Annotated in this window: 28 protein-coding genes and 1 tRNA gene; 8 read left to right on the top strand and 21 right to left on the bottom strand. The window is 61.4% G+C overall.

Annotation, left to right across the window (positions count from 1 at the left end; all coding sequences use genetic code 11):
* Nucleotides 1-408 carry an EVE domain-containing protein gene (locus tag ACSSV3_RS05635; RefSeq protein ID WP_354322822.1) on the bottom strand — a complete coding sequence of 136 codons (408 nt, stop codon included), beginning with the start codon at nucleotides 406-408 and terminating at the stop codon, nucleotides 1-3.
* 230 nt (nucleotides 409-638) lie between these two features.
* Here ACSSV3_RS05635 and ACSSV3_RS05630 point away from each other — a divergent pair, with 230 nt between their 5' ends.
* The 6 genes from ACSSV3_RS05630 to ACSSV3_RS05605 all read left to right on the top strand — a co-directional run bounded on the left by ACSSV3_RS05630 (nucleotide 639) and on the right by ACSSV3_RS05605 (nucleotide 6,599).
* Entirely contained in the window at nucleotides 639-2,285 is a 1,647-nt protein-coding gene (locus ACSSV3_RS05630; protein WP_354322821.1) for a putative bifunctional diguanylate cyclase/phosphodiesterase, read from the top strand.
* 75 nt (nucleotides 2,286-2,360) lie between these two features.
* Entirely contained in the window at nucleotides 2,361-3,182 is an 822-nt protein-coding gene (dapF, locus tag ACSSV3_RS05625; protein ID WP_354323033.1) for a diaminopimelate epimerase, read from the top strand.
* Nucleotides 3,179-4,354, top strand: coding sequence for a MiaB/RimO family radical SAM methylthiotransferase (locus tag ACSSV3_RS05620; RefSeq protein ID WP_354322820.1), 1,176 nt, complete (start codon nucleotides 3,179-3,181; stop codon nucleotides 4,352-4,354). The genes dapF and ACSSV3_RS05620 overlap by 4 nt, the downstream gene beginning before the upstream one ends.
* Nucleotides 4,351-5,274 carry a signal recognition particle-docking protein FtsY gene (gene ftsY / locus ACSSV3_RS05615; RefSeq protein ID WP_354322819.1) on the top strand — a complete coding sequence of 308 codons (924 nt, stop codon included), beginning with the start codon at nucleotides 4,351-4,353 and terminating at the stop codon, nucleotides 5,272-5,274. The genes ACSSV3_RS05620 and ftsY overlap by 4 nt, the downstream gene beginning before the upstream one ends.
* Before the next feature lie 120 nt (nucleotides 5,275-5,394).
* The gene (locus ACSSV3_RS05610) at nucleotides 5,395-6,045 is read left to right on the top strand and encodes an inner membrane-spanning protein YciB (RefSeq protein WP_354322818.1); all 651 of its coding nucleotides are present in this window, start codon (nucleotides 5,395-5,397) and stop codon (nucleotides 6,043-6,045) included.
* 14 nt (nucleotides 6,046-6,059) lie between these two features.
* Nucleotides 6,060-6,599, top strand: a complete 540-nt coding sequence (locus ACSSV3_RS05605) for a chloramphenicol phosphotransferase CPT family protein (RefSeq protein ID WP_454184764.1) — start codon at nucleotides 6,060-6,062, stop codon at nucleotides 6,597-6,599.
* A 26-nt stretch (nucleotides 6,600-6,625) separates the two neighbouring features.
* Here ACSSV3_RS05605 and ACSSV3_RS05600 read toward each other — a convergent pair whose 3' ends face one another.
* The 10 genes from ACSSV3_RS05600 to ACSSV3_RS05555 form a co-directional block, all read right to left on the bottom strand.
* Nucleotides 6,626-8,548: a potassium transporter Kup gene (locus ACSSV3_RS05600; protein ID WP_354322815.1), complete on the bottom strand. Its 1,923-nt coding sequence runs from the start codon at nucleotides 8,546-8,548 to the stop codon at nucleotides 6,626-6,628.
* Nucleotides 8,549-8,668: 120 nt separating this feature from the next.
* Nucleotides 8,669-9,316: a tetratricopeptide repeat protein gene (locus tag ACSSV3_RS05595; RefSeq protein ID WP_354322814.1), complete on the bottom strand. Its 648-nt coding sequence runs from the start codon at nucleotides 9,314-9,316 to the stop codon at nucleotides 8,669-8,671.
* Nucleotides 9,313-9,741 (bottom strand): cytochrome c-type biogenesis protein, encoded by a 429-nt coding sequence (locus ACSSV3_RS05590; RefSeq protein WP_354322812.1) that lies wholly within the window; start codon nucleotides 9,739-9,741, stop codon nucleotides 9,313-9,315. The genes ACSSV3_RS05595 and ACSSV3_RS05590 overlap by 4 nt, the downstream gene beginning before the upstream one ends.
* Nucleotides 9,738-10,268: a DsbE family thiol:disulfide interchange protein gene (locus ACSSV3_RS05585; RefSeq protein ID WP_354322810.1), complete on the bottom strand. Its 531-nt coding sequence runs from the start codon at nucleotides 10,266-10,268 to the stop codon at nucleotides 9,738-9,740. The genes ACSSV3_RS05590 and ACSSV3_RS05585 overlap by 4 nt, the downstream gene beginning before the upstream one ends.
* Nucleotides 10,269-10,274: 6 nt before the next feature.
* On the bottom strand, nucleotides 10,275-12,257 hold the full coding sequence (locus tag ACSSV3_RS05580; protein ID WP_354322809.1) for a heme lyase CcmF/NrfE family subunit: 1,983 nt from the start codon (nucleotides 12,255-12,257) through the stop codon (nucleotides 10,275-10,277).
* Entirely contained in the window at nucleotides 12,254-12,718 is a 465-nt protein-coding gene (gene ccmE, locus ACSSV3_RS05575) for a cytochrome c maturation protein CcmE (protein ID WP_354322807.1), read from the bottom strand. Before ccmE ends, ACSSV3_RS05580 begins: the two co-directional genes overlap by 4 nt.
* A gap of 14 nt (nucleotides 12,719-12,732) precedes the next feature.
* Nucleotides 12,733-12,873, bottom strand: a complete 141-nt coding sequence (gene ccmD, locus ACSSV3_RS05570) for a heme exporter protein CcmD (protein WP_354322805.1) — start codon at nucleotides 12,871-12,873, stop codon at nucleotides 12,733-12,735.
* Nucleotides 12,873-13,631 (bottom strand): heme ABC transporter permease CcmC, encoded by a 759-nt coding sequence (ccmC, locus tag ACSSV3_RS05565; RefSeq protein ID WP_354322804.1) that lies wholly within the window; start codon nucleotides 13,629-13,631, stop codon nucleotides 12,873-12,875. Before ccmC ends, ccmD begins: the two co-directional genes overlap by 1 nt.
* 97 nt (nucleotides 13,632-13,728) lie before the next feature.
* Nucleotides 13,729-14,796 (bottom strand): Glu/Leu/Phe/Val family dehydrogenase, encoded by a 1,068-nt coding sequence (locus ACSSV3_RS05560; protein WP_354322803.1) that lies wholly within the window; start codon nucleotides 14,794-14,796, stop codon nucleotides 13,729-13,731.
* Nucleotides 14,797-14,846: 50 nt separating this feature from the next.
* Nucleotides 14,847-14,923, bottom strand: a tRNA-His gene (locus ACSSV3_RS05555).
* Nucleotides 14,924-15,154: 231 nt separating this feature from the next.
* Here ACSSV3_RS05555 and ACSSV3_RS05550 point away from each other — a divergent pair.
* A complete protein-coding gene (locus ACSSV3_RS05550; protein WP_354322801.1) occupies nucleotides 15,155-15,790 on the top strand; it encodes a prolyl hydroxylase family protein in 636 nt (211 codons plus the stop codon).
* Nucleotides 15,790-16,107 (top strand): TraR/DksA family transcriptional regulator, encoded by a 318-nt coding sequence (locus ACSSV3_RS05545; protein WP_354322799.1) that lies wholly within the window; start codon nucleotides 15,790-15,792, stop codon nucleotides 16,105-16,107. Before ACSSV3_RS05550 ends, ACSSV3_RS05545 begins: the two co-directional genes overlap by 1 nt.
* A gap of 97 nt (nucleotides 16,108-16,204) precedes the next feature.
* Here ACSSV3_RS05545 and rpmE read toward each other — a convergent pair whose 3' ends face one another.
* From rpmE to pyrH, 10 genes are all read right to left on the bottom strand, one after another.
* Entirely contained in the window at nucleotides 16,205-16,429 is a 225-nt protein-coding gene (rpmE, locus tag ACSSV3_RS05540) for a 50S ribosomal protein L31 (protein WP_354322797.1), read from the bottom strand.
* 169 nt (nucleotides 16,430-16,598) lie between these two features.
* On the bottom strand, nucleotides 16,599-17,072 hold the full coding sequence (fabZ, locus tag ACSSV3_RS05535) for a 3-hydroxyacyl-ACP dehydratase FabZ (RefSeq protein WP_354322796.1): 474 nt from the start codon (nucleotides 17,070-17,072) through the stop codon (nucleotides 16,599-16,601).
* 27 nt (nucleotides 17,073-17,099) lie between these two features.
* Nucleotides 17,100-17,786 carry an OmpH family outer membrane protein gene (locus ACSSV3_RS05530; protein WP_354322795.1) on the bottom strand — a complete coding sequence of 229 codons (687 nt, stop codon included), beginning with the start codon at nucleotides 17,784-17,786 and terminating at the stop codon, nucleotides 17,100-17,102.
* Nucleotides 17,786-20,497, bottom strand: coding sequence for an outer membrane protein assembly factor BamA (gene bamA / locus ACSSV3_RS05525; RefSeq protein ID WP_454184768.1), 2,712 nt, complete (start codon nucleotides 20,495-20,497; stop codon nucleotides 17,786-17,788). Before bamA ends, ACSSV3_RS05530 begins: the two co-directional genes overlap by 1 nt.
* A 255-nt stretch (nucleotides 20,498-20,752) precedes the next feature.
* Nucleotides 20,753-21,850: an RIP metalloprotease RseP gene (gene rseP / locus ACSSV3_RS05520; protein WP_354323029.1), complete on the bottom strand. Its 1,098-nt coding sequence runs from the start codon at nucleotides 21,848-21,850 to the stop codon at nucleotides 20,753-20,755.
* 16 nt (nucleotides 21,851-21,866) lie between these two features.
* Complete coding sequence (gene dxr, locus ACSSV3_RS05515) at nucleotides 21,867-23,033, bottom strand: 1-deoxy-D-xylulose-5-phosphate reductoisomerase (RefSeq protein ID WP_354322794.1); 1,167 nt, start codon at nucleotides 23,031-23,033, stop codon at nucleotides 21,867-21,869.
* Between the two features lie 7 nt (nucleotides 23,034-23,040).
* Complete coding sequence (locus tag ACSSV3_RS05510; RefSeq protein ID WP_354322792.1) at nucleotides 23,041-23,811, bottom strand: phosphatidate cytidylyltransferase; 771 nt, start codon at nucleotides 23,809-23,811, stop codon at nucleotides 23,041-23,043.
* Nucleotides 23,798-24,439, bottom strand: a complete 642-nt coding sequence (uppS, locus tag ACSSV3_RS05505) for a polyprenyl diphosphate synthase (RefSeq protein WP_354323027.1) — start codon at nucleotides 24,437-24,439, stop codon at nucleotides 23,798-23,800. The genes ACSSV3_RS05510 and uppS overlap by 14 nt, the downstream gene beginning before the upstream one ends.
* Nucleotides 24,440-24,506: 67 nt before the next feature.
* Nucleotides 24,507-25,064, bottom strand: a complete 558-nt coding sequence (gene frr, locus ACSSV3_RS05500) for a ribosome recycling factor (RefSeq protein ID WP_354322790.1) — start codon at nucleotides 25,062-25,064, stop codon at nucleotides 24,507-24,509.
* Between the two features lie 36 nt (nucleotides 25,065-25,100).
* On the bottom strand, nucleotides 25,101-25,820 hold the full coding sequence (pyrH, locus tag ACSSV3_RS05495; protein ID WP_354322788.1) for a UMP kinase: 720 nt from the start codon (nucleotides 25,818-25,820) through the stop codon (nucleotides 25,101-25,103).
* Nucleotides 25,821-25,843: the final 23 nt, after the last annotated feature.

Below are 25,843 nucleotides of genomic sequence, written 5' to 3'. Positions count from 1 at the left end.
CTAGCCTTCTGCCATCTCACAGATCACCTGCCATTCGGCTGGCGTCACCCCGGACACCGACAGGCGTGACTGGCGGATCAGCTGCATATCGGCGAGGCGCGGTTCGGCCTTGATCGCCACCAGGGGCACCGGATAGGCGAATTTGCGCTTGGGCTTCACTTTCACCGCCGCCCATTTGCCGGTTTCATCGGTGGGATCTGTGATCCCGGCCACGCTGACAGTGCAAATGCCAACAACCTCCAGTCCTTCGCGCGAGTGGTAGAAGAACGCCTCATCCCCCACCTGCATCGCGGCGAGATTGTTGCGCGCCTGATAATTGCGCACCCCGTCCCATGTGCCTTCACCCTCAGCGAGGAGATCGTCCCAGCTATATTTGAACGGTTCGGATTTCATCAGCCAATAGGCCATGTTGCTACACGCTCCCTTGCGGTTCGGCGCCCGCGTTAGAGCAATTTCAGGCCAAGTGGAATCACTTGCAGTAGCGGGAGTCACAGTTGGACGATGGCTTGGAAAGCCAATCCCCGCCCGGCCACCTTTTGTGTCCCCGGTTAACCCGATGTTTAGCGCGATCTGCGAATTATCGCGCAGGTCGCCGGGTATAACCAGCCCATCAGCGCCATTCGCACGGGGCACACGATTTGAAAAATCACGAGCCAGACAGCCCGCTCGAAACCGCTGAGCGCGATTTCATCGCCTTGGGGATTGCAGTTGCGGCCATCATCCTGCTGGTTGGCACCGGGGGCTCAGTGCTGCCCAAGGCGTTTGCCGCGGTGCTGTATAGCCAAAGCAAGCCCGATGTGCTGCTGGTCAACGCCTTGCTGCTTAATGTCGCGCTGGTCATTTTCGGGTGGCGGCGTTACCGCGAACTCACCCTTGAAATCGCCGAGCGTAAACGGGCCGAGGAACGCGCTCACTTGCTCGCTTCCACCGATCCACTGACCCACTGCCTCAATCGGCGCAGCATGGTTGAGGCGACCGAACAGGCGCGTGTGCATGCTGCTATGCGTGGTGAAGCGCTAGCCTATTGCATGATTGACCTTGATAATTTCAAACATATCAATGATATGCACGGCCATACCATCGGCGATGCTGTGCTGGTGATGTTGTGTGAGCGCGTCCAGGCGCTGCTCCCGCGCGAGGCGAAGCTGGCACGGCTGGGGGGTGACGAATTCGCGTTTGTCATGACCTATCCTGCCGGGCAGCATGAACGAGTCGATGATCTGGTGATACGTCTGTTCGAGCGGGTATCGCTCCCATTCGAGTTGCCGGAACTGACAATCGAACTCACCACGTCGATCGGCCTCGCCACTGATTATAGTCCTGAGGGCAAAATCGATCCCGTTGTCGATGCCGCTGCGTTGATGCACCGCGCTGATATGGCGCTTTACCATGCGAAGAAGCAGGGCCGTAACCGCTATTTCTGGTTCGATGCCAGCATGGAACACGAATTGCGGTTCCGTAACCAGATCGAAACCGGGATTCGTCAGGGACTTGCGCGGGGCGAATTCGTGCCTTTCTACGAACAGCAGGTGGACGTGGAAACCGGCGCCCTGTTGGGTTTCGAAATGCTTGCCCGCTGGCGCTCGCCGCAGCTCGGGCTGATAAAACCTGAAATCTTCGTGCCCATCGCCGAGGAAATCGGTCTGATCACCGCGATGTCGGAAAGCCTGATGGAGCAGGCCTTTGGCGACGCGCGCGAATGGGACGATGCACTGACGCTGTCGATCAACATTTCACCAGTGCAGCTGCGCGATCCGTGGTTTGCTCAGCGCTTACTGAAAAAGCTGGTCGAAGCCAATTTCCCGCCCCAGCGGCTTGAGATCGAAATCACTGAAAGCTGTCTGCACGAAAATATCGGGCTTGTGCGATCCATGGTCGCCAGCTTGCGCAATCAAGGCATTCAGATCAGCCTCGACGACTTCGGCACAGGCTATTCGAGCTTTGAGCACCTGCACAACCTGCCATTTGACCGGATCAAGATCGACCGCAGCTTTGTCAGCGAACTGCGCGACCCTGATCGCCAGTCGGGTATCGTCGAGGCGATTATCTCGCTTGGGCGCGGCCTTAATCTTCCCCTCACGGTAGAAGGTGTGGAGGACGAGGAAATCCTCAATGCGCTCAAATCAATGGGTAGGTTAAAGGCGCAAGGCTATCTTTATGGCCAGCCCGAAGATGCCGCAGCGGTGCGCACACGGCTGGGGGCGGCTGGACAGCTGAACACAGCCGCAGCGCCGGAGCGTGTTCGCGATATGGACGACACGCAGACGCAGGCTCGCACCGCCTGACATCGCGCCTGATACTGTGTTTGCGCACAGGACTGGACGCGAAGCCTGCCGGTGCATAGATGCGCAGCAGTGGCAATGCGTATTCCCTTCATCAAGATGCACGGGCTCGGCAATGATTTTGTCGTGCTTGACGCGCGCGCCGATGCGCTGCCGGTAATAACGCCGCAATTCGCGCGCGCGCTGGCGGACAGGCGAACGGGCATTGGCTGCGATCAGCTGGTGCTGCTCGAACCAAGTGATCGCCTCGCTTTCCGGATGCGGATTTTCAACAGCGACGGCGGCGAAGTGGAAGCCTGCGGTAATGCGGCGCGCGCGGTGGCGCTGCTGCATGGCGAGGCCGTGACCATCGAAACCGCTGGCGGGCCAATTGCGCTGGAGCCGCTGGACGGCGGCGCGCGGGTCGATATGGGCGCGCCGCGGTTTGAATGGGATGCGATCCCGCTGGCCTATCCGATGGACACCTTGGCGATGCCGGTGGGGTGGCCGATAGAGAATGACGATCTGTCAAACCCGATGGCGGTCAATGTCGGCAACCCGCACGCGGTGTTCTTTGTCGATGATGCCGATGCGGTGCCGCTCGACACGCTCGGCCCCGAAATCGAAAATGACCCGCTGTTTCCAGAGCGGGTGAATGTGAATGTGGCGAGCGTGGCCGGGCCGGATCATCTGCGCCTGCGGGTGTGGGAACGCGGTGCTGGCTTGACGCGGGCGTGCGGCACCGGGGCCTGCGCCACGGCGGTCGCCGCGATCCGGCGTGGGCTTGTGCACAGTCCGGTGCGGGTCAGCCTGCCCGGCGGCGATCTGGTGATTGATTGGCAGCCCGGCGGCTCGATCAAGATGAGCGGGTCTGCGACCGAGGCGTTTCGCGGCAGTTTCAACTGGGACGATTACGCGTGAACGCGCCACATATCATCAGCCTCGGCTGCCGCATGAACATCGCCGAGAGCGAGCGGATGCGCGCAATGCTGGCGGGCGAGCAAGACCTTGTGGTGGTCAATTCCTGCGCGGTCACGGGTGAGGCGCTGCGCCAGACCCGGCAGGCTATCCGCCGCGCGCGCCGCGATCACCCCACCGCGCGGTTGATCGTCACCGGCTGCGCGGCAGAGATCGACCGGGCCGAAATCGGCGCAATGGACGCGGTTGATGGCTTGGTGGCGAACGCAACCAAGCTCGATCCGCGCGCGTGGAACGTTGCGGGGGATGCGCCTGCGATTGCCCCTGCCCGCACCCGCGCCTTCATCGCGGTGCAAAACGGCTGCGATCATGCCTGCACCTTTTGCGTGATCCCGCAGGGGCGCGGGGTCAGCCGGTCTGTCGCGGTGATCGAGGTTCTGCGCGAGGTTGAAGCGCATCTGCTGGCAGGCGCGCGCGAAATCGTGCTCACCGGGGTCGACCTGACCTCGTGGGGGCATGATCTGCCCGGCGCGCCGCGGCTCGGCGTGCTGGTCGGCGCAATCCTTGATGCCTTCCCTGCGCTGGCCCGCCTGCGCCTGTCATCGGTTGATGGGGTGGAGATTGACGGAGGCCTGTTCGAACTGATCGCCCACGAACAGCGTGTGATGCCGCACCTGCACCTGTCGTTACAGCACGGCGCAGACCTGATCCTCAAGCGGATGAAGCGCCGCCATCTGCGCCGCGATGCGGTGGAACTGGTCGCCCGGTTAAAGGCGCTGCGGCCCGACATCGCGGTGGGCGCAGATCTGATCGCGGGCTTCCCGACAGAAACCGGGGCGCACCATGCCGACAACCTCAGCATCATCGACGAACTCGGCATTGTTCACGCCCATATCTTCCCCTTCTCACCGCGCCCCGGCACGCCTGCCGCGCGGATGCCGCAACTGCCGCGCGCGCTCGTGAAGGCCCGCGCCGCCGAACTTCGCGCGCGCGCCGCCGCCTGCCGCCAAAACTGGCTGGGCGGGCTGGTGGGCGAAACTCTCTGCGTCCTCGCCGAACGTGACGGCACCGGCTATGCCCCCAATTACGCCCGCGTTGCCCTGCCCGCCGCAGCGCGCGCAGGCGAAACTATCGACATCACAATCCGCGGGACCGAAGAAGGGCTGCTCGTATGAGCGAAACCAGTTGGACCCAGCGCCTGCTGGGCGGCTTTGCCAAGACATCAGAGCGCCTGACCGCCAACCTGTCAGGTGTGGGCGGCAGCGCGAAGCTGGATGATGCCACGCTTGACGAAGTTGAGGACGCGCTGATCATGTCCGACCTTGGCCCGGCAGCGGCAGGGCGCATCCGCGCACGGTTGGCGGACAAACGCTTCGGGCTCGAAATCACCACCTGCGAACTGCGCGAAGCTGTGGCTGAGGAAATCGCCGCGATCCTGCGTCCGGTCGCCAAACCGCTCGAAATAACGGCCTTCCCGCGCCCGCAGGTGATCCTGGTGATCGGGGTGAATGGCAGCGGCAAGACCACCACCATTGCCAAGCTGGCGCACCTGTTCATGGAAGATGATTACGGCGTGCTGCTGGCGGCGGGCGACACGTTCCGCGCGGCGGCCATCGACCAGCTGGCAACATGGGCCGAACGCGTGGGGGTTGATCTGGTGCGCGGGCCGGAAGGCGGCGATCCGGCGGCGATTGTGTTCGATGCCGTGAAACAGGCGACCGACACCGGGATCGACGCGCTGATCGTCGACACCGCGGGCCGCTTGCAGAACAAGAAAGAGCTGATGGAGGAGCTGGCGAAGATCCGCCGCGTGCTCGGGCGCCTGAACGCGGAGGCTCCGCATGACGTGGTGCTGGTGTTAGACGCCACCAACGGCCAGAATGCGCTCGCCCAGATCGAGGTGTTCAAGGAGGTGGCCGGCGTCACCGGCCTGATCATGACCAAGCTGGATGGCACCGCGCGCGGCGGCGTGCTGGTCGCCGCGGCAGAACAATATGGCCTGCCGATCCATGCCATCGGCGTGGGCGAAAAGATCGAAGACCTGCGCCCGTTCGACCCCGATCTGGTCGCGCGGGTAATTGCCGGGGTGGCTTAGTAAACCTTGTCATTGCGAGCGCAGCGAAGCAATCCAGAGCGGCAAGCTCCGCCATGGCGGGGGCTTTGGAACTGGATTGCCGCGCGGCTGCGCCGCTCGCAATGACGGATTGAGAGAGTAATGAGCGAGAACGAAACCAAAAAAGCCGCATCCAGCTGGATTAATGTCGCGGTCGATTACGGGCCATTGCTGGTGTTTCTCGGCGTCTATCGCTGGAGCGCGCCCGAAGACCCCAGCCCTGCGGGCGAATTGGCCGCGATCATCTATGGCACCGGCGCGTTCATGGTCGCAGCGGTGATTGCGCTTGTTGTGTCGAAGTGGCGGCTGGGCAAGGTATCGCCTATGCTGTGGTTTTCAACCGCACTGATCGTCGGCTTTGGCAGCCTGACTATCTTTTTCGGCGACCCGACCTTCGTGCAGTTGAAACCGACGATCATCTACGCGGTGTTCGGCGTGGTATTGCTGGGCGGGTTTTTCATGGGCCGCGCGCTGCTGAAAATCCTGCTCGAAGCCGCGTTTGAAGGGCTTTCAGATCAAGGCTGGCTCAAACTATCGCGCAACTGGGGTGTGTTCTTCCTCGCCCTCGCCGTCCTCAACGAAGTGCTGCGCGCACAGATGGATTTCGAAGGCTGGCTATGGGCCAAGCTGTGGGTGTTCCTGCCGCTGACCTTCCTGTTCACCTTCAGCCAGATCCCGATGCTGCTGAAGCACGGGCTGAGCTTTGAAGAACGGGACGAACCGCTGAAGAATGAACCGCCGACGGGGGGCTGAGGCGCGCAATGGGTTTGATTTTTCTCAACGGGACAACGTCATCGGGCAAAACAAGCATCGCAAGCGCGCTTCAGGAGCAGCTGGCGCGGCCCTATTGCGTTACGGGCATTGATGATGCATTTGCGATGTTGCCCGCGCGTCTCCACAACAATCGCGATGGCTTTTTCTTCGACCGTGACGAACGGGGTCTTGTGCGCCTCAACTTCGGGCCGATTGGCCTTGCATGCCTGAAGGCTCATCACCGATCCGTTGCAGCCATTGCGCGCAGCGGTATCGACCTCATCTGCGATGAAGTCATACTATCGGATGAATTACGCCAAGACTGGTGCGACGTGCTTGACGGGCTGCCAACCGTTTTTGTCGGCTTGCATTGCTCGCTTGAGGAACTTGAGCGCAGAGAGATCAACCGAGGCGACCGGGTCATCGGTCAGGCGCGCGGACAGTTTGCGATTGTACATTCAAAAATGCGGTATGACATCGAAGTCGATAGTTCGCAGAAACCACCTTCCCAGTTGGCGGCAGAAATTATCGCTGATTTGCCCGCATCATTCTGATTGATGTTCGGGCGAACTGGCAGCTTTCAAATCTCGACCTGGCTGCCCAATTCCACCACACGGTTAGTCGGCAGCTTGAAGAAATCCATCGCGGTCGCCGAATTCCTCAGCAGCCACGCGAAGATCTTCTCTCGCCACAGCGGCATTCCCGGCTTTTCGGATGGCAGCAGGGTCTGGCGCGACAGGAAGAAGCTGGTTTGCATCATGTCGAATGTGCCGCCGCACCGCTCCATCTTCTTGAGGCCGAGCGGGACGTCGGTTTCCTCCATGAAGCCATAGTGCAGCACTGCACGATAGAACCCGTCGTTAAGTTCAGTCATCTCGCAGCGCGCGTCGGGATCAACATAGGGCACATCCGCAATTTTGATGGTCAGGATCACCACGCGTTCGTGCAGAACCTTGTTGTGCTTGATATTATGGAGCAGCGCGGAGGGCACACCCGCAGTGCTGGACGCCATGAAGATTGCGGTGCCGGGAACGCGTACCGTGGAATTCTTGGCCGATTTGGCAAAGATTTCGAGCGGTAGCGCGCTTTCGCTCATCCGTTCGTGCATCAGCTTGCGCCCGCGCGCCCATGTCGTCAGCAGGATGAATGCGACCAGGCCGACCACCAGCGGGAACCACCCGCCATCGGCAACCTTGGTGAGGTTGGCGGCGAAATAGGCCCCGTCAACAATCAGGAACAGCAGCACCACCGGGGTCGCGTACCACCAGCGCCATTTCCACACGCCCACCAGCAGCACCGCCATCAACAACGTGTCGATCGTCACCGCACCCGTCACCGCGATGCCATAGGCATTGGCAAGGTTGGATGATGTCTGGAATGTCAGCACCAGCACGATCACCGCCACCATCAGCGCCCAGTTGATCACCGGAATATAAATCTGTCCGCCTTCGGTTGCCGATGTGTGGCGGGTGCTAAGGCGCGGGATATAGCCCATCTGGATCGCCTGATGGGTAATCGAAAACGCCCCTGAAATGACAGCCTGGCTGGCAATGAACGTGGCAACCGTGGCCAACAATACCAACGGCAGACGCCATTGTTCGGAGGCTAGGAAGAAGAACGGGCTTTCAATCGCCTGCGCAGCCTGTTCGGGCGGCAGACCCATGACCATCGCGCCCTGACCGAAATAGTTGAGCAGCAGACAGGGCATGACAAAGCCGAACCACGACAACCGCATCGGCCCGCGCCCGAAATGACCCATGTCGGAATACAGCGCCTCTGACCCCGTCACCGCTAGTACCACGCTGCCCAGAGCAAGGAACGCGAGCCAGCCATCAAGCATGAAAAAGTTGATCGCGTGATAGGGGTTAAGCGCCCACAAAATCGCCGGGGTCTGGATGATCTGCCAACCGCCGAGCAGGGCGATGACCGTAAAATAGACGATCATCACCGGCGCAAACAGCGCGCCAACCTTGGCCGTGCCGCGCTTTTGTATCACGAACAGAAACACCAGCAAAACCAGCGCGATGGGGATGACAAAGCGTTCAAACCGGCTGTCGACAACGCTCAAACCCTCAACCGCCGACAATACAGAAATCGCCGGGGTGATCATGCTGTCGCCATAGAACAGGCTGGTCGCAAACACGCCCAGTAGCACCGCGATCCAGGCATATTTCGATGTCGACAGACTGCGCGAAATCAGCGCAACCAACGCCAAGCTACCACCCTGCCCCTTGTTATCGGCCCGCATCAGGATGGTGACATACTGGATCGAGACGACCAGCGTCATCGACCAGAAGATCAGGCTGATCACGCCCAGAATATGGGCATTGTCGAGCGCAAGCTTATGCGCTCCCGAAAAAGTTTCGCGAAACGCGTAGAGCGGGCTGGTGCCGATATCGCCGAACACGACGCCGATCGCGCCCACCGCCAGCGCGGTTTTGGACGCGCTGTGGCTTTTCCCACCCGACGGTGGCTGGTGGGCAGGTGATGCAGCTTGGGTCATATCAATCGGATTTCCCGTATGTCGGTACTGCCCATCCCGCCAGAACGACTCGTCACAGGCACTCAGGCTGGAGTGGCGCGCCGCCTAGCACTCCGCATTCGCACCTGCAACACGCCGCAATCACTGGCCTTGCAGCATCGGCGCGCGCGCGATCATATCGTCCAGCCGCGCGACATCATCCGCCAATTCCTCCTGCCACGGTGCATCGGGAGGCGTGCGTTCGAGCAGTCCAGCCCAGACATTGCGCGCCGCGCGGATCTCACCGCTTTGCAGATAGGCAATACCGAGGAAATACTCCGCCCCCGGATGGGCAGGATCAATCGATCGCGCCCGGCCAAACGCTTGCAACGCCGCCGGAGTTACAAACCCATCGGCATGGCCAACCAGCGCAAGGCCGAGCGCGAGCCAGCTTTCCTGATCATCAGGATTTGCCTCCAAACCGGCTTGCAGCAGCGCGGCAGCATCGGCAAATTTACCGCGCCGGGCAAAGGCATCTGACGTCAGCAGGTAATTGGGCGGCGGCAGAGTGCGATCAAACAGCGCGGCGCGGCCTTCAACCATCGCCTCGCCCTGATTGCTCGCCGCAGCCGCCGCTTGCTTGGGCGCTGCGGGCTGTCCCGGCGCACCCTGCCACGCGTATCCGGCCAAGCCGAACATCAGCACCGCGCCGAACAGCGCAAAACCTTCGCGCGGCAGCCGCAGTGCCAGCGCGGCAAACGCAAACGCCGCAATTGCCAATGCACCCACGGCCAGCCAGCCATCGATCATGGCAAATCTCCTGCATCACTACGTCGCCTACCCAGTCGCCGCAGCAGCACCGCAGCGACGATCAGGATCAACAGTGCCGGGATGGCAAAAAGCGGCCATGTGCTGGCGCTGATTGTGGGATTGTAACTGACGTAATCGCCGTATCGCGCGATCAACCACGCGCGGATTTCCTTGGGGCTTTCGCCTGCCAGAATGCGGCTGCGCACCTGATGGCGCATATCGCCTGCCATCGGCGCGTCACTATCGGCGATCGACTGCGACTGGCATTTGAGGCAGCGCAGTGTGTGCATCAGCGCGGTTGCCTGAGCCTCCAGGGCTGGGTCGTCGAGCTGATTATAGGCATAGGGCGCGGGCGGCATGGTGCCCTGCGCGGAGAGCGGCAAAGCGATCAGCGCCGCCAGAAAGGCAAGAAGCACCCTGATCATCTGGCCTCCTCCAACTCTGCCAACAGCACCGGAATATCACTCTCGCGGATATCGCCGATATGCTGGTAACGGATGACGCCCGCAGCATCGATCACGAAGGTTTCGGGCACGCCTGAAGAGCCGATGGCAAGCTGCACTTCGGAAATATCATCCGCGCCGATCCGGGTATAGGGATTGCCATGACGCGCGAGGAAATTGGCGACATCTTCGGGCCGGTCGCGAATGGCAATGCCGACGATCTCTACCCCTTGGGCCTTCAATGCTTCAAGCTGCGGGGCCTCGGCGATGCAGGGCAGGCACCAGCTTGCCCAGATATTGAGCAGGCGCGGCTGGCCGCCAACCAGATCGCTGCGCGCGGCCCCCGGCAGCCCATCAAACGCGGGTTTGAGCGCGAAATCGGGCAGTGGTTGGCCGATCATCGCGCTTTCGACGAATTCGGATTTATCCTGAGTGAGCATATAGCCCGCCAGCCCAGCGAAAAACGCGAACAGGGCGAGCGGCACCCCAAGAAACAGACGTGAGCGCATGGCCGTTTACTCCGCGGGCACCGGCGCTGTGCCCAGCGCCTCAATATCTGCGCGACGCTCATCGCCCAGCGATACCGCCTTGCGACGCTTCATATCGACCCGCACCCTGCCGATAATCGCCAGCACCCCGCCCAGCGCGATCAGCAGCCCGCCATACCAGATGAAGGTCACAAACGGCTTCCACCACATCCGGATCTGCCAGCGTCCGTCTGCGGCCTGATTGCCGATTACCGCGTACAGTTGCCCGTTCCAGCGGGTGAGCAGCGCGCTTTCGCTGGTCGATTGCGGCGGCGACCAGAAATTGCGCGCCTGCGGGGTGAGGATGACCGGGGCGCCGCCATCGCGGCTGACGGCAATGCGCGCTTCAATCGCTGTCCAGTTCGGTCCGGCCACCGGCGTTACGTTTTCAAGGGTGAAGGTGAAATCGCCCACCTGATCGCTGCCGCCGGGGGCCACTGCGGCGAGGCGTTCTTGCGTGAACGCGGCTTCGCTGGCCATGCCGAACAGCGACACCGCGATCCCGAAATGGGCCATCACCATGCCCCACGTCGCCACTGGCACCCGGGTCAGGCTGCGCCCTCGCAGCGGCAGGAACGCAGCAACACCCAGCGCTGCGGCAAGCCCGAGGCCCAGCAGCGGCAGCAATGCGAATTGGCCGAAGAAACTCACCAGCCCGATCACGCCGATCAAAATGGCGGCGACGAGCAGCACTTCAAACCGGATGCGCCGGGGGTTGTCCTCCTTCCACCGCAGCAGCGGGCCGACCGCCATCACCAGAAACATCGGAATCGCGAACATCGCGCTCGCCGGGTTGAAATAGGGCGGGCCGACCGACACCCGCACATCAAACGCCTCGGTCAGCAGTGGATAGAGTGTGCCGAGCAGCACGATCGCGAGGATCGCCGACAGCATCACATTATTGAACACCAGCGCACCTTCGCGGCTGCTGAAGGAAAACCGCTTGCCTTCCGCCACCGCGCCTGCGCGCAGGGCAAAAATCGTGAAGGCCCCGCCGATATATAGGCCGAGTAGAACGAGAATGAACGCTCCGCGTTGCGGATCGACCGCAAAGGCGTGAACGCTCGTCAGCACGCCCGAACGCACCAGAAACGTGCCCAGCATCGACATCGAGAACGCCAGCACGCCCAGCATGATCGTCCACGTGCGCAGCGCATCGCGCGCGGCGAGCACAGCCACAGAGTGCAGCAGCGCAGTCGCCGCCAGCCACGGCATCAGCGAGGCATTTTCGACCGGATCCCAGAACCACCAGCCGCCCCAGCCGAGTTCATAATAGGCCCAGTATGACCCCGCCGTGATCCCGAAGGTCAGCAGCACCCACGCCCCCAGCACCCACGGGCGCATCACTCGGGCGAAGGTGGGATTGACCTCACGCGTCAACAACGCGCCCATCGCCAGACTGAACGCCACCGACAGCCCGACATAGCCCGCGTAAAGCGTGGGTGGGTGAAACGCGAGACCAATATCCTGCAACAGCGGGTTGAGCCCGGAACCCTCGATCGCGGGCACCGGCAGCCGTTCAAACGGGTTGGAGGACAACAGCAGAAACGCATAGAACCCCAGCGCCACAAACCCCTGCACGGCCAGCGTCGCGCCCATGGTGCGTTCTTGCAGGCGGCGCTCAAACAGGGCGAGCAAGCCGCCCGACAGCGCCAGCACGCCGACCCACAACAGCATCGATCCTTCGTGATTGCCCCATGTTCCGGTGAGCTTGTAAATCATCGGCTTCATCGAATGCGAATTGGCCGCGACCAGCTTGATCGACAGATCAGTGACCGCAAACGCCCATACCAGCATCGTGAAGGCCAGCCCCGCCAACAGCGCCTGTACCACAGCGGCGGGCCGAGCATAGATCGCCAGCGGATTGGCCTCGCCCTCTGCGCTACGCAGCGCAAACGCGCCTGACACCATCTGCAACACCGCCAGCGCAGCGGCGAGCCACAGCGCGGCCAGTCCGATTTCGGCGATCATTGCGTCAGCCCCACCGTGGTATCAGCGGCCATCTTTGCCGCTTGCGCGGTTCCCATGCCTTCGAGTTCCTTAGGCACGTAATTTTCGTCATGCTTGGCCAGCAGGTTGGTGGCCATGAACACGCCGTTCGCGCCAAGGCTTCCCTCCGCAACCACACCCGATCCTTCGACGAACAGATCGGGCAGGATGCCGCTATACCGCACGGGGATCGCATCTTCGGTGTTGCCGGTGACCATGAAATTGACCGTCACTCCGTCCGCTTCGGTGGCAAGCGATCCAGGCTGCACCATCCCGCCAAGGCGCACCGCTTGCCCGACCGACGGGGGTGTAGCCGCCATCTGTTCGGGTAGGTAAAAATAGTTGGCCTGATTGCGCAAAGTCCACGCCGCGATCAGGCCCGCGCCGATAATCGCGATCAGCGCGGCGATGATGAGGATAAGGCGTTGATGCTTGGCTTTCATGGCGTTTCCTTACCTCAGCGCCGGCGCACGGCATCGCGCCGCGCTTCGGCCCGGCGCATTGCGCGCCACGCCCAAATGATCAACCCGCCAAGCGCAATCGCGCTGACGGCATAGGCCAACATCACAAAATCCCACTGGTTGAGCTGTTCGCGCATTACGCCTGCTCCATTACCGGAACGCCAACCGCAGACGCATCATCATCCAATGCGCGCCGCCGCAAGCGTGCTTCGACCTGTTGCTCGGCGATCAGCGCACGCATCCGCATCAGCACGATTGCCCCGAATAATAGCGAAAAGCCCACCACCGCCACCAATAGCGGCACCAGAAACGTCGCATCAATCGCACTTTTGCCCGCAGTGATGCTGGGCGGTTGGTGGAGCGAGTTCCACCACACCACGCTGCGGTTGATGATCGGCACGTTCACCGCGCCGACCAGCCCGAAAATCGCGGCAATTTTCGATGATCCGCCTTCGCGCGCAGTGGCCTGCGTCAGCGCGATATATCCGACATAGAGGAACAGCAGCACCAGCATCGAGGTCAAGCGCCCGTCCCATTCCCACCAGGTGCCCCATGTCGGGCGACCCCAGATCGATCCGGTGGCAAGGCAGATCGCGCAAAACACCATCCCCGGCACCGCAATCGCGCGCGCAGCAATCGCGGCCAGCGGGTGTTTCCAGATCAGCAGCATGGCGCTGGAAATCGCGATCCCGGCCCAGCCCCCCATGCCCAGCCATGCGGCGGGAACGTGGATAAATAGGATGCGCACCGTTTCGCCCATTAGCCGATCAGGCGGCACCGCCACCAACCCCCACGCCAGCGCACCCACGGACAGCACCAGGCCGCTCCAGAACAGGAGCGGCATCAGCCACTTTGCCAGTGACAGGAAACGGGTGGGGTTGGCGTAAATGTGCATATCTATGTGCGTCTGGTCGGGCTTGTAGCGTTACACCCGAACCGGACAAGACTGCAATTCATGCATCAGTCAATTCGTCACCGGCAAGCAAGCCGTTTCAGCCGCGCCCGATCAATTTTTGCGCCATCCGGTCAGCGACCACATCGGACGAAACGCCGGTGGCATCGCTTTCCTGCCAGATCGCTTCGAGCCTGCCGGGGATCTGCGCCAGCAGCGCGTTGACCTCGGCAATATCGCTGGCGTGGCCATCGCGCCGCGCGAGGTATTCGGTCGCCACGGAAATAATGCCGCCGGCGTTGATGACATAATCAGGTGCGTAGAGAATGCCGCGCGCCGCCAGCACCGCGCCGTGTTCTGCCCGCGCGAGCTGATTATTGGCCCCGCCCGCGACAATCGGGCAATCGAGCCGGGCGATGCTTTCATCATCCAGCACCGCGCCCAGCGCATTGGGGCTGAACACGTCGCACGGCGTTGTCATGATTGCATCGCTTGCGACCAACGTCGCGCCCAGTTCCTGTGCCAGCGCGCCCGCGCGGGCCGCGTTGATATCGGCCAGCGTCAGCTTCGCGCCGTCTTTCGCCAGCAACCGCGCCACACCGCTGCCCACGCTGCCAACGCCCTGCACCGCGACATGAACGCCCGACAGGCTATCCGTGCCCAGCTTGTGCTGAACTGCGGCCTTGATCCCCAGATAGATGCCGAATGCGGTAAACGGGCCGGGATCGCCGCCCGCGCTGCCTTCGCCCGTCACTGGCAGGCCGGAGACGTGCGCCGTGCGCTGTGACACCGCGACCATGTCAGCCTCGGTGATGCCGACATCTTCAGCGGTGACATAGCGTCCGCCCAGCGCCTCTACCGCATCGCCGAATGCGGCGATCATGGCGGGCGTCTTGATCCGCTGTTCATCGGCAAGGATAACTGCCTTGCCGCCGCCCATCGGCAGGCCTGCCATCGCGTTCTTGTAGCTCATCCCGCGCGACAGCCGCAGCGCATCGCGCATCGCACCCGCCGGTTCATTATAATGCCAGAACCGCGTTCCGCCCGCCGCCGGGCCGAGATGGGTGGAATGCACCGCGATAATCGCTGTCAGCCCGCTCGCCTGATGGTGCACCAGTTGCACCAGTTCATGCGCGTCGAAATCGGCCTCAGTCCAGAAAGCGGTCATGCGTGATATCCCTTTGCCGCGCGCAGGAAAAACAGGCTGAAAGGGGAAGATGGGGCGACCAACGGGGTTCGAACCCGTGACCTCCGGTACCACAAACCGGCGCTCTAACCAGCTGAGCTATGATCGCCACACGCCCCTGCCCGCATACCACCTTTCCGGTCGCTGCCAAGCCCGCGCAAGGCGCGCGGTTTACGCATGGCTGACGCGCGGTCAAGTCCGCTGAGGACGGGGAGGCGCCTCTTGCACAAAGGGTTCGCGTTGGGAAGCGAAAACTGTTTTACCGCCGCCCATGCGCAAGATTATTGCGTGGGTACCGAAACCATTGCCAAGCAGCCATGCGGATTTATCGTGCCTCGTCATGACCCTGACCAGCGACTCCGTAACCACGCGGCTGATGGCGCACATCGGGATGCAGCGCGTCCCCACAATCAAGGCCGAAATATTTCAGCTGCGGCGATTCGTGCCGCCTGACCTGTGCACCGATCTGATCGCGCTGATCGAGCGTGATCGCCGCCCATCAACCATCGCCGACGATAATGGTGATGCGTATTTTCGCACCAGCGAAACCTGCGATCTGGCAGGCGATCTGCCCCCGGTACAGCGGATTGAGGCGATGCTGACCCAACTTTCGGGCATCGATCCGGCTTACGGCGAACCGTTGCAGGGCCAGCGTTATGCGCAAGGGCAGGAGTTCAAGGCCCACACCGATTACTTTGATCCGGGCGGGCATGATTTCGCCCGGTTCTGCACATTGTCAGGCCAGCGCACCTGGACGTTCATGATATATCTCAATGACGTCGAGGCGGGCGGCGCTACCCGGTTCAAACTGCTGGACAAGACATTCCAGCCGGAGGAAGGCAAATTGCTGTGCTGGAACAATCGCCTCGTTGATGGCGGCGTCAATCATGCGACGCTGCATCACGGGATGAAGGTGCGCAAGGGCGTCAAATACGTGATCACCAAATGGTATCGCGAAAACGAGTGGAGAGGCTGATGGAAGATTATTTGAAGATCGCCGAACAACTGCGGCAGCGGCTCGCGGAATTGACCGCACGCTCAACCGAGATTGAGGACGACCTGCGCCACCCGCTGGACGCGGATTTCTCCGAACAGGCGATTGATCTGGCCGATGACGAGGCGCTGGAAGGCGTCGATGATGTGCTGCGCGCCGAGGCACGCCAATTGCGCCTTGCTCTGACCCGGATCGACAATGGTACCTATGGCACCTGCGCCAAATGCGGGAAGGCAATTGCGCTTGAACGGTTGAAAGCGCGGCCAATCGCGACCCGCTGCATCAACTGCGCAGCCTGAAACGAAAAAGGCGACCCCGTCAGGCCGCCTTCCTCCCACGACCCGAGGGCCGCGAACTGTCGCGCGCGGCCTTGCGGCGGCGCAGCGTGTAACGGAATTACTTCTTAAGGCTGAGCCCGCCGAACCGCTTGTTGAACGCGGCCACACGCCCGCCTTCGCTGACCTGCTGACGCCCACCGGTCCATGCCGGGTGGCTGAGGGGATCGATTTCGAGCGACATGGTGTCGCCTTCCTTGCCCCAAGTCGAACGGGTCTGATATTCGGTGCCATCGGTCATCTTGACCGTGATCATGTGGTATTCGGGGTGACCTTCGGCCTTCATGACGTGATCCTTTGCAGCGTGACGCCGGTACCGACCGGCGTTGCTATGAATGGGAAGCGGCGCGCTTAGTCGGGTTTGCCGTACATGGCAAGCCTGTGTGCGGAGTCATTGTTGTTAGCTTCCGCTTCGGGCTGCGAAATCCTCGCCCGCGCAGACGCGGGTGGGCAAATCAAACCTTATCCACCATCATTGCGGTAAACTCGACCTCGCACGTCGTCTTGCCCTCGACGCTGGCCACGCCCTTGAACTTGTAGACCCGGCTGCGCTTCTGAGTGAATTCCACGTGCAGATCGAGCAGGCAGCCCGGCGTCACGGGCGCGCGGAACTTGGCGTTCTCGATCCCCATGAAGATCACCAGCTTGCCCGTTCCCGCCAGTTCCATCGTCTCGATCCCGAGGATGCCGGCGGCCTGCGCCAGCGCCTCGATCTGGAGCACGCCGGGCATGATCGGCGCGCCGGGGAAATGGCCCTGGAAGAACTGTTCGTTCATGCTCACGGCCTTGATCGCGTGGATCCGTTCACCCAGCGTGATCGAACGCACCCGGTCGACCAGCAACAATGGATAGCGATGCGGCAGCGCCTGCAAGACCTTGCCGATATCATAATCCAGCACCTGCGCTGGTGCGCTGCCCGCATCGCTCATTCGTAGCCTCCTACCGCAACGCCCGGCTCAACGCCCAACCGGGGCGGCGGTGTTGCCCTGCTGCGCCTGCTGCTGTTGCTGTTGCTGCATCATCTGCGCGGTCAGCAGGCGTTGCTGGATTTCCTGATAGAGCTGTGCGCCCTCACGGCTGGGTTGCCAACCTGCTGGAGGAACCACCCCGACAGATGCAACCTTACCATTGAGCGCCGTGGTCACCTGCTGACTAACATCGGCCTCGGGCACGGCAAACAACAACGAACCCGGATCAATCACCAGCTTGATCTGCTGCGCTGTGGTGACATCCTGCAGGGCTGCACCGTAGTGCACGATGATCTGTTCGATCGCAAAGATGCGCGCGCCGTCGATCTGATTGTTGAGCGCCTGAATTTCCTGTTCCAGCGTTTGCAGCTTGGTGAAGTCCCCTGAGTTCTGCTTGGCTGCCAGTTCTGCGTCATCAACCTGCTTGTCACCATTGGTGTCGAATGTGGCCAGCAAGGTCTGACGTTCCTGCGCCTTGGTGCGGCGCAGGTCGTTCTGCTGCGTATAGGTCTGGTTGACCTGTTCATAGGCCTGCTGGAACGCCGTGGTCGCGATGATCGTGCGCGAAATATCGACCGTGGCGACACGGCCTTCGATCTGGGCGTGAACGGGAAGCGCAGCCAGCGCCGTAAGCGCAAGGCCAGCAGGAGCGAGAAGCTTGGTGAAAAGTGTCATCAGAATTGGGTTCCTACGTTGAATGAAAAACTACGATCATCGTCCCCTTCGACCTTGCGAATGGTGCGGGAAATGTCGATGCGAAACGGCCCAAAGGGTGAGTTCCAGTTAACCCCGAACCCGACTGTGATGCGCGGGCTAACCGAATCGCCAAGGAATGTCTCCTTGATTGCGCTGCCGGGGCGGATCGAAGGGATATTGGCCGTGCCATCGGGCGCCAGCGGGTTGGTGGTGAAATCAAGCACGCCCGGAACGACCGGCACGCCATTACTATCAAGCCGCGGGGTCAGGAAGATCGGGTTGCCTTGCGCATCGCGTTGCTGCACGCCGTTGGGATTGTCCTGTAGCACCGGCTGCGTCACGCCCCACAATCCGCCGATATCAGCCCAGATCGAAGGCCTCAGGCCAAGTTCGCGCGCGCCGGAACCGAGCGGAATTTCAAGCTCGGCGCGACCGAGGTAGTAATTGCGCCCGCCAATTGCGTCATCGCGGGTCTGATCGGGGTCTGTGATCAGAACCGGATTACCATCGGCATCGCGCACATATTGCTGGGTCAGGACGCGTGGGCCAACGCCGCGAATGGCAAAGCCGCGAAACTGCGGCTCACCGAGGAAGAAACGATCCGTCAGAAAAATGTCATCAACGCCTTCGCCCGGGCGGTTCTGCAAGGCAATAATGGTCCCGCCTTCGGCCAGCACCGAGAAGATGAAGCCGCTATTGCCAAGATTCCAGAACTGCTGCCCGCGCCCACGGAAACGCACATAGCGCACATCCCCGCCCAGCCCAGCCACTTCACTGCTGAGCGACAGCGTGCGCCCGCGCGTGGGACGGAGACGAGAATTGAGCGAGTTGTAGTTGAGGCTGACGCCGACGATTGAGCTTAGCCGGGAACCGAGTGTATCACACAAAAAACGGCCAGCCAGCAGCGGATCGCATTCACGTATGCCGTCGCCATTTATATCCGAGAAAAACAGATTCTCGTCGAGCGTTACATCGTCGTTGCTGAGAGTGTAGCTGCCAATCAGCGACATGAACTCTGTCAGCGGAACCCCGGCGCGCAACGAAAAGCCCGTTGTTGACTGCTTGAAGGTGGTGTTACGATCATTATTGGTAAAATTGAAACTATTTGAATCTCTGCGGAAAATATCAATCCCGCCGGATATATTGCGATCAAATATAAACGGATCGGAGAAACTGACCTGCGCCGAGCGCGAGAACTGCGACCAATTCAAGCTGAGGCCGATTGTCTGCCCGCGCCCACGGAAGTTGCGCTGCCGGATGCTGCCTGCTAGAATAAATTGTTCAATCGAAGAAAAGCCCGCCGAAAACTGCAATTCACCGGTTGGATTTTCTTCGACATTGGCCTCAAGGACGATGCGGTCAGGGGCGCTGCCTTCGACCTGCTTGATCTCGAAATTTTCCTGGAAATAACCCAGTGAGTTTATGCGCGCATTGGTACGCAGAATCGCCAGCGAATTAAACGCATCGCCTTCCGCCAGCCGGAATTCGCGGCGCACGACCTTGTCCTGCGTCAACGTATTGCCGTTGACGTCAACCCGCTCAACATAAACGCGCGGCGCTTCGCGTAGGACGAAGGTGACATTCATTTTCAGATCGTCAGGGTTGCGGTTGAAGCGCGGCTGCACATCGGCAAAGGCATAGCCAAACCGCCCAGCCAACTCGGTCAACTGCTCGACAGTATCTTCAACCGTTTTGGCATTGTAGAAATCGCCCGACTTCATCGGCAGATTGCCGCTCATCGAATCGCTGTCAAAATCGCGCAGCTGGCTGTCGACCTTGACCTCACCAAAATTGTAGCGTTCGCCTTCCTCCACCACGTAAGTGATGATGAAGTCTTCCTGATCGGGCGTCAGTTCGGCCACCGCCGAAACCACGCGGAAATCAGCGTAGCCTTCGGTCAGGTAAAACTGCCGTAGCTTCTGCTGATCAAACGCCAGACGATCAGGGTCATAACTGGTATTGGAGCTGAAGAAGCTGGTGAAACGTGCCTGCTTGGTCACCATTTCGCTGCGCAGATCGCCGTCGGAAAACTTCTCGTTGCCAAGAATGTTGATCTGGCGAACCTTGGATTTCGGGCCTTCGGTAATTTCGAACACGATATCGACGCGGTTCTGCGGCAGTTGCACCAGTTTGGGTTCAATCTGCGCGGCAAACCGGCCTTGCCGCTTGTACAGTTCAAGAATGCGGGAAACATCGGCGCGCACTTTGGAACGGGTGAATATCTGGCGCGGGGCGAGCTTGATTTCAGGCAGTATCTTGTCGGGCTTGAGGCGTTTATTGCCTTCGAGCACGATGCGATTGATCACCGGGTTTTCGACCACGGTGATGACGACGTTGCCGTTTCTGTTGTCGATCGTGTAATTGGCGAACAACTCGGTCGCGCCAAGATCCTTGAGGGCTTCGTCGGCGGCTACCGCTGTGTATTCCTGACCAACCCGCAGGCGGATATAGCTGAGGATGGTGGTCGGCTCCAACCGTTCGGAACCGACGACGTTGATCGTGCGGATCACGTTGCTGCTCGCGGCGGGCGCAGGCTCTGCGGCAGGCTGGGCAACGGGCGCTGTTGCGGCGTCCTGCTGCTGCGCAAAGGCGGCCCCCGGCACACCGGCCAGCATCGAGCCACAGCACAGCAGCGCGACAAAGCGCGCGCGCTGCGGCAGCGAATGCGCCAGATTGCCATTGACCGGCATTACGCCCGCCTCGCTTATTGCGTTCATGCAGCTAAAATCCCGTTCCAACCGTCCGTGCCGTATTGGCGTCACACCCTTGCGACCCTCAATATGCACCCTTGCAAGTGACCTTATGTGCGATCGCCTGTCGCACCCTGAAAATCTGGCCCCCGCCTCTGCCCGATGTGCCCATCGCAATCAAGCCGCACCGGCGCGGATAGGACACGGACCGGGGCGCTTTCCCCGGCAAACCCGCTGGCCCGCGCCAGTCTTGCCTCAAGAGCCGAAGATGGGAAGCGAGAACAGATCATTCACCGTCACCACCACCATCAACACCAACACCAGCGCAATGCCGGTGCGATAAGCCCATTCGGTCACCTGCGGCCCTACCGGCTTGCGGCGGATCGCCTCGGCCAGATAGAACATCAGATGTCCGCCATCGAGCGCGGGGATTGGCAAGAAGTTGATGAATGCCAAATTAAGCGAGATCAAAGCGGCAAAATTGATGAAGGCAACAGCGCCAAGGCTCATCTGTTCGCCAGAGAATTTGGCGATCTTGAGCGGGCCGCCAAGTTCATCAACCGATCGATCGCCCATGATGATCTGCTGAATGCCGGTGATCATCATGCCCATCAGATCCCAGCATTGCTTGACCGCCAACGGGATCGCCTCAAGCAGGCCAACCTCTTCGAGTTCATAGGCCCCGCCTGCAGCGGCAACGCCAATCTGGCCAATCGCGCTTTGATTGCCGAAACCGTCGGTTTCCACTACCCGCGCGGTGGTGAGCGGAATGGTGATCTGCTCGCCTGCCCGCTCAACCGTAAACACCATGCGCTTGCCCGGATGCAAGGCAACGGTGGTGCGCAATTCGCTGAAATCAGCAATCGTGCGGCCATCAATCGCAACCACCGTATCGCCCACCTGAAGCCCCGCAGCTTCTGCCACGCTGGCTTCGGTAAAACGGCCGATGGTGCGCGAATCTTCATCGCCAGTGATGGTCGGTTTGCCCAGAATGGCGAAAAACGCGGCAAAGATTGCAACCGCCACCAACAGGTTGGTGATCGGCCCCGCCGCCACGATCAGCGCGCGCTTCCACAGGGCGGCGTGCTGGAAACTGCCTTCTTCGCAGGGCGCATCGGGATCGGGCACGCTGGCGGGGTTCATATCACCCCTGAACTGGACATAACCGCCCAAAGGCAGCGCCGAGAGTTTCCAGCGGGTGCCCTGCCGGTCTGTGAACCCGGCGATTTCCTTGCCGAAGCCGACCGAGAACGCATCGGCCCTGACGCCGAACAACCGCCCGACCAGCAGGTGGCCAAGTTCATGCACGGTTACCAGCGGGCCGAGCAGCAGCAGGAAGCCGACCGCATACATCCAGAACGGGGGTGCATCAAACAAAGGCGTTGGTCTCCAACAGAGTGAGCGCTTGCCGCCGCGCGGATTGATCGACGGCCAGAACTTCATCAAGCGTGGCCGGACGCGGAGCATCATTGCTGCGCTGCAACGTCTCCTCCACCATTGCGGCAATGCGGGTGAACCCGATCTGACCGGCGAGGAAGGCGGCGACTGCCACCTCGTTCGCGGCGTTGAGGATCGCGGGCGCACTTCCGCCCGCCACGATCGCTTCTCGCGCCAACCGCGTCGCAGGGAAGCGGGTTTCATCGGGCGGGAAAAAGGTCAGCTCGCCAATCGCCGCCAGATCAAGCGGGGCAAGCGGCGTTTCCATCCGCTGCGGCCAGGCGAGGCACGAAGCAATCGGCACGCGCATATCCGACGGGCCGAGTTGCGCCAGCGTTGACCGGTCGCGGAATTCCACCATTGAATGGATCACGCTTTGCGGGTGGACAACGATGCCCAGCCGGTCCAGCCCGACCGGGAACAGGTGAAAGGCCTCGATATATTCGAGCCCCTTGTTCATCATAGTCGCGGAATCGACGCTGATTTTCGCGCCCATCGACCAGTTGGGATGCGCCACAGCCTCTGCCGGGGTCGCCGCCGTCAGCCGCTCGGCGCTCCACGTGCGCAGCGGCCCGCCGCTGGCGGTCAGGGTGATTTTCGCCACATCCGACAGGCGATTGCCGCTGAGGCACTGGAAGATCGCATTATGCTCGCTATCGGTCGGCAGCAGGGTCGCGCCGTGACGGGCGACCGCCTGCATCATCACCTCGCCCGCCGAAACCAGCGCTTCCTTGTTGGCGAGCGCAATGGTGCCGCCGCGTTCGATCGCCGCCATTACCGGGGCGAGGCCTGCGCAGCCGACAATCGCCGCCACGGTCACATCCACCGGGCGCGCGGCCGCTTCGCACAGCGCCTTTCGCCCGCCAGCGGCTTCTATCCCGCTGCCCGCCAGCGCATCGCGCAATGCGGGCAGGCACGCCTCATCGCTGACCACGGCGATTCTCGCGCCAAATTCGCGCGCCAACGCGGCCAGTTCGGCAGCGCTCGAATGCGCGGTCAGCGCCTCTATGCGCCATCGTTCACGCTCACGCCGCACCAGATCGAGCGTCGATGCGCCAATCGATCCGGTGGCACCTAGCAGGGTAAGAGCACGCGTCATTGCCCCATCATCCCAGCAAAGCGAGCATTGTGGCAATCACAAACAGCACAAAGAATACCGCAAGAAAGCCATCGAGCCGGTCAAACAGCCCGCCGTGGCCGGGGATCAGCGCGCCCGAATCCTTCACCCCGGCGCGGCGTTTCATCCAGCTTTCAAAGAAATCGCCCGCCTGCGCCAACACTGCGATCAACACCCCGGCGAACACCGCAAAGCCAATGCTGAGCGGATTATAGCCGGGCGCGCCTGCTGCCGGGCCGAAATCGGTGAGTTCGATCACAACCGCAACCAAAGCCGCCGCCGTCGCCCCGCCCCCCAACCCGGCCCAGGTCTTGGACGGGCTGATGCGCGGTGCAATCTTTGGCCCGCCAATCGTGCGGCCCGCGAAATAGGCCCCGACATCCACCGCGATGATCGGCAGGATATAGCCTGCCAGCACCTCAAACGGGCCGTAGCCATAGCTTTGCCCATCCACCGGGAAAAAGGTCGGCCCGTTGCGCAGCGCCATCATCGCAAGGCCTGCCCCGCCGATATAAACCACCCCGGCAAAGAACCACAGCGTTTCAGCCAGCCCTGACACGCCAAAGCGGCCAACCAAGCGGTTCCATTCCCACAGCACGCCGCCTACCAGCAGCAGGATGAACGCGCTCCAGAACCAGCCGCCCAGCCACAGCGCCCCGCCTGCAATCACCAACATCACGATGGCCGACGCCAGCCGCACAGGCAAATCCGAAGCCCCCCCTTTGGAGTCAGGCACGCGGGGCGTTTCAGCGTCCACCATAGCGCCGCTCCCTCCGGGCAAAATCATCCAGCGCCTGCGTCAGATGCGCAGGTTCAAAATCGGGCCATAACGTGTCCACAAACAGCATTTCAGCATAGGCCGATTGCCACAGCAGGAAATTCGACAGGCGCACTTCGCCGCTGGTGCGGATCAGCAGATCGAGCGACGGCAGATCAGCGGTGTCGAGCTGCGCGGCGATACTCTCCACCGTGACGGCCCCTATCGCCGCGGCCTTCGCCGCCGCACGCGCAATCTCGTGCTGCCCGCCGTAATTAAGCGCCACCGCCAGTGTCTTGGTGCCATTTGCAGTTTGTGTCAGCGCATCTTCGAGCATCGCCACGATATCCGGCGCGAGCGACTGCCAATCGCCAATGATCTTGAGCTTGACGCTGTTGGCGACAAATTCGGGAAGGTCGGATTTGATGAACCGCCGCATCAGGTTCATCAGATCATCGACCTCATCATCGGGCCGTTTCCAGTTTTCAGACGAAAAGGCATAGAGCGTCAGGCATTCCAGGCCCATCGGTTCCAGCCCGCGCACCAAGCGCCGCACAGCCTCCACCCCGCGCTGATGCCCAACCGCGCGCGGCAGCCCGCGTTTCTTGGCCCAGCGGCCATTGCCATCCATGATGATGGCAACGTGTTTTGCGCGGTCCTGATCCAAATCTGTTCCTAACGATCCGATACCCCCCGCCTTACTGCGTCAGGATTTCCTGCTTTTTCTTCGCCGCCGCCTCGTCGGTGTCGGCGACATATTTGTCGGTCAGCTTCTGGACTTCATCCTCAGACCGCTTGCGCTCATCCTCGGAGATTTCCTTCTTCTTTTCGTCGGTCTTCAGGCTTTCCATCGCATCGCGGCGCACGTTGCGGATCGCGATCTTGGCCTTTTCGGCATATTGATCGGCCAGTTTCGCCAGCTCCTTGCGGCGATCCTGCGTCAGATCGGGGATCGGCAGGCGCAGAGTCTGTCCGTCAATGATCGGATTGAGGCCCAGATTGGCGTGGGCAATGCCCTTTTCCACCGGGGTCATGTTCGATTTGTCCCACACCTGCACGCTCAGCATACGCGGTTCGGGCGCCGATACCGTGGCGACCTGATTGAGCGGCATCATCGCGCCATAGACTTCGACCACGACGGGATCGAGCAGGCTGGTATTGGCGCGGCCCGTGCGCAGGCCCTGAAGATCGCCCTTCAAGGATTCCACCGCGCCGTTCATTCGGCGCTCGACATCGGCCTTGTCATATTGCGGCATGGGTAGGCTCCCCTCTTCTATCAGCTGTCTTGCGTTTCAGTTATCTTGCACAATGGTCTGTACGCCTTCACCTGAAAGCACGCGGGCAAGGTTGCCCTGCTCACGGATCGAGAAGACCACAATCGGGATTTCGTTATCACGGCACAGCGCCACCGCCGATGCGTCCATCACCTTGAGATTATCGGCGAGCACCCGGTCGTAAGTTACCGTATCGAAACGCTTTGCTGCGGGGTTGTGTTTGGGATCGCTGTCATACACCCCGTCCACGCTGGTGCCTTTCAGCAGCGCGTCGCACTTCATTTCAGCCGCGCGCAGCGCCGCGCCGCTATCGGTGGTGAAATAGGGGCTGCCCACCCCTGCGGCAAAGATCACCACGCGCCCTTTTTCCAGATGGCGTTCAGCGCGGCGGCGGATCACCGGTTCGCACACCTGATCCATCTGGATCGCGCTCTGCACGCGGGTGTGGACACCAATCTGTTCGAGCGCGTTCTGCATCGCCAGCGCGTTCATCACCGTCGCCAGCATCCCCATGTAATCGGCCTGCGCGCGATCCATGCCCGCTGCTGCGCCCGCCATCCCGCGAAAGATATTGCCGCCGCCGATCACCAGGCAGATTTCAAGCCCGGTGTCTTTCGCCGCCTTCACTTCCTTGGCGAGTTCGGCGACGAAGGCCGGATCAATTCCGAACTGCTGTCCGCCCATGAGCACCTCGCCCGAAAGCTTGAGCAGCACGCGCTTGATCGGAGGGAGTGACATGGGGTTACGATGCTCCGGGTGGA

The sequence above is a fragment of the Porphyrobacter sp. MBR-49 genome (genome assembly GCF_053628655.1).
Note: the sequence above shows the minus strand (reverse complement) of the source record. Positions and strands in the feature narration are given on the sequence as shown.

Excerpts from the sequence above, each read along its gene's own strand:
- ACSSV3_RS05545 (WP_354322799.1), top strand. The coding sequence starts at position 15,790 with ATGGAAGATTATTTGAAGATCGCCGAACAACTGCGGCAGCGGCTCGCG.
- ACSSV3_RS05610 (WP_354322818.1), top strand. The coding sequence starts at position 5,395 with ATGAGCGAGAACGAAACCAAAAAAGCCGCATCCAGCTGGATTAATGTC.
- ACSSV3_RS05560 (WP_354322803.1), bottom strand. The coding sequence starts at position 14,796 with ATGACCGCTTTCTGGACTGAGGCCGATTTCGACGCGCATGAACTGGTG.
- uppS (WP_354323027.1), bottom strand. The coding sequence starts at position 24,439 with ATGGATGGCAATGGCCGCTGGGCCAAGAAACGCGGGCTGCCGCGCGCG.
- ACSSV3_RS05580 (WP_354322809.1), bottom strand. The coding sequence starts at position 12,257 with ATGATCGCCGAAATCGGACTGGCCGCGCTGTGGCTCGCCGCTGCGCTG.
- ACSSV3_RS05635 (WP_354322822.1), bottom strand. The coding sequence starts at position 408 with ATGGCCTATTGGCTGATGAAATCCGAACCGTTCAAATATAGCTGGGAC.
- ACSSV3_RS05510 (WP_354322792.1), bottom strand. The coding sequence starts at position 23,811 with ATGGTGGACGCTGAAACGCCCCGCGTGCCTGACTCCAAAGGGGGGGCT.
- frr (WP_354322790.1), bottom strand. The coding sequence starts at position 25,064 with ATGCCGCAATATGACAAGGCCGATGTCGAGCGCCGAATGAACGGCGCG.
- dapF (WP_354323033.1), top strand. The coding sequence starts at position 2,361 with ATGCGTATTCCCTTCATCAAGATGCACGGGCTCGGCAATGATTTTGTC.
- ACSSV3_RS05595 (WP_354322814.1), bottom strand. The coding sequence starts at position 9,316 with ATGATCGATGGCTGGCTGGCCGTGGGTGCATTGGCAATTGCGGCGTTT.
- ftsY (WP_354322819.1), top strand. The coding sequence starts at position 4,351 with ATGAGCGAAACCAGTTGGACCCAGCGCCTGCTGGGCGGCTTTGCCAAG.
- ACSSV3_RS05550 (WP_354322801.1), top strand. The coding sequence starts at position 15,155 with ATGACCCTGACCAGCGACTCCGTAACCACGCGGCTGATGGCGCACATC.
- fabZ (WP_354322796.1), bottom strand. The coding sequence starts at position 17,072 with ATGAGCGATGCGGGCAGCGCACCAGCGCAGGTGCTGGATTATGATATC.
- pyrH (WP_354322788.1), bottom strand. The coding sequence starts at position 25,820 with ATGTCACTCCCTCCGATCAAGCGCGTGCTGCTCAAGCTTTCGGGCGAG.
- ACSSV3_RS05530 (WP_354322795.1), bottom strand. The coding sequence starts at position 17,786 with ATGACACTTTTCACCAAGCTTCTCGCTCCTGCTGGCCTTGCGCTTACG.
- ACSSV3_RS05585 (WP_354322810.1), bottom strand. The coding sequence starts at position 10,268 with ATGCGCTCACGTCTGTTTCTTGGGGTGCCGCTCGCCCTGTTCGCGTTT.
- rseP (WP_354323029.1), bottom strand. The coding sequence starts at position 21,850 with ATGTATGCGGTCGGCTTCCTGCTGCTGCTCGGCCCGCTGGTAACCGTG.
- ACSSV3_RS05590 (WP_354322812.1), bottom strand. The coding sequence starts at position 9,741 with ATGATCAGGGTGCTTCTTGCCTTTCTGGCGGCGCTGATCGCTTTGCCG.
- ccmC (WP_354322804.1), bottom strand. The coding sequence starts at position 13,631 with ATGCACATTTACGCCAACCCCACCCGTTTCCTGTCACTGGCAAAGTGG.
- rpmE (WP_354322797.1), bottom strand. The coding sequence starts at position 16,429 with ATGAAGGCCGAAGGTCACCCCGAATACCACATGATCACGGTCAAGATG.
- ccmD (WP_354322805.1), bottom strand. The coding sequence starts at position 12,873 with ATGCGCGAACAGCTCAACCAGTGGGATTTTGTGATGTTGGCCTATGCC.
- ccmE (WP_354322807.1), bottom strand. The coding sequence starts at position 12,718 with ATGAAAGCCAAGCATCAACGCCTTATCCTCATCATCGCCGCGCTGATC.
- dxr (WP_354322794.1), bottom strand. The coding sequence starts at position 23,033 with ATGACGCGTGCTCTTACCCTGCTAGGTGCCACCGGATCGATTGGCGCA.
- bamA (WP_454184768.1), bottom strand. The coding sequence starts at position 20,497 with ATGCCGGTCAATGGCAATCTGGCGCATTCGCTGCCGCAGCGCGCGCGC.
- ACSSV3_RS05600 (WP_354322815.1), bottom strand. The coding sequence starts at position 8,548 with ATGACCCAAGCTGCATCACCTGCCCACCAGCCACCGTCGGGTGGGAAA.